Here is a 1676-nt window from a genome sequence, read left to right on the forward strand (position 1 = left end):
GGGCACGGTCGAGGCGCAGCCGGTCGATCCCACCCCAGCGCCTGCCCCCGTGCAGGAGGAGGTCGCCCCCGCTTCCCCGGTGGCCACCTTTCCAGCGGCAGAGGGCACAGCGCCGGCAGCTGAGGGCGGAGCGGATTCAGCTGCGCCGGGAACGGATGATCAAGGCGAGCCAGCAGGAAGCGTGAGTAGCGAGTGGCTCCCGCCGCACGTCCGGGCGGACACGGCGCCGCAGGCCTGAAGCTGCGGGTCAGTTGTCGCCCAGCAGTACCTGCTGATACTGCTCGACTACGGCGGCGAGGGGACGCCCCTCGCCGTCCAGCACAACCGCGCGGTGGCGCAGGACGACACCGCCCGGCGGCACCCGGCCCGGGCGGACCTGCCACGTCGCATAGGTTTCCCGGCGCGGCGACAAGGGCAGGATCACCCGGCCAAACGGCACATCGCTACCCTCCAGCGCGGCGTTCATTTCCGGGGTCAGGCGGCTGGCGACATACCAGTTGACGGCTTCGGACAGGACATGCGTCCCGCACATCAGCCGCACGCGGCGATAGCCGAGCATCTCGCTTTTGCCGACCTTGAGCCGCGTGCGTGCGGGCGAGGCGCTGGCGACAACGCGGCCGCGCTGCACCTCCGCCCGCACGCGCGGCGGATCGGCAAGGCCCAACGCGGCGCAGCGCGCCTCCAGCACGCTGGTCGCGGTGCGCGCGGCCAACAGCTCCGTATTCAGGCGCTCGACCGGCGTCATCTGCGCGGCGGCGACGGCCTCGATCAGGATCGCGGCCAGCGCCATTCCGCTCACCGTGCCTTGAGCGCAGCCTGCGCCGCCGCCAGCCGTGCGATCGGCACGCGATAGGGTGAGGCGGAGACGTAATCGAGGCCGGTCTGCTCGCAGAAGGCGATCGACGCCGGGTCACCGCCATGCTCGCCACAGATGCCGAGCTTGATGTCCGGTCGGGTCGCGCGACCGCGTTCGGCGGCGATCTCGATCAGCTCGCCCACGCCCTCGACATCCAGGCTCACGAACGGGTCGCGGGCGTAGATGCCCTTTTCGACATAAGTGGTCAGGAACCGCCCGGCATCGTCGCGGCTGACGCCCAAAGTCGTTTGGGTGAGGTCATTGGTGCCGAAACTGAAGAACGCGCCCGCCTCGGCAATCTCCCCCGCGCGCAATGCGGCGCGGGGCAGTTCGATCATCGTGCCGACGAGATAGTCGATCGTCCGCCCCTGCTGCGCGAACACCGCCTGCGCGGCGCGATCGACGACGGTCTTCATCAGCTCCAGCTCACGCTTGGTGCCGACCAGCGGGATCATCACTTCCGGCACCGGTGCTGCGCCCGACTTGTCCGCCACGGCGCATGCGGCCTCGAAGATCGCGCGCGCCTGCATCTCGTAGATTTCGGGATAGGTGACGCCGAGGCGACAGCCGCGATGGCCGAGCATCGGGTTGAACTCGTGCAGCTCCGCCGCGCGGCGGCGCAGCGTTTCGACGTCGAGCCCGGCGGCCTTCGCCACTTCCTCGAACTCCGATTCCTCATGCGGCAGGAATTCGTGCAGCGGCGGATCGAGCAGGCGGATGGTGCAGGGCAGGCCCGCCATCACTTCGAAAATCTCGATGAAATCGGCGCGTTGTTCGGGCAGCAATTTGTCGAGCGCCGCGCGGCGGCCCGCCTCATCGC

The 1676-nt window shown here is 69.6% G+C and carries 2 protein-coding genes; both read right to left on the reverse strand.

The genetic code is table 11. The annotated features are described in order from the left end of the window. Nucleotides 1-247 precede the first annotated feature (247 nt). A complete protein-coding gene (locus AX681_RS11235; protein WP_066663116.1) occupies nt 248-790 on the reverse strand; it encodes a hypothetical protein in 543 nt (180 codons plus the stop codon). Nucleotides 791-795: 5 nt separating this feature from the next. Continuing rightward, nucleotides 796-1676: putative PEP-binding protein (locus AX681_RS11240; protein WP_331710012.1), on the reverse strand; the 881-nt coding region annotated here is incomplete at its 5' end.

Source organism: Sphingomonas sp. CCH9-E2 (assembly GCF_001557215.1).
Lineage (GTDB): Bacteria > Pseudomonadota > Alphaproteobacteria > Sphingomonadales > Sphingomonadaceae > Sphingomonas.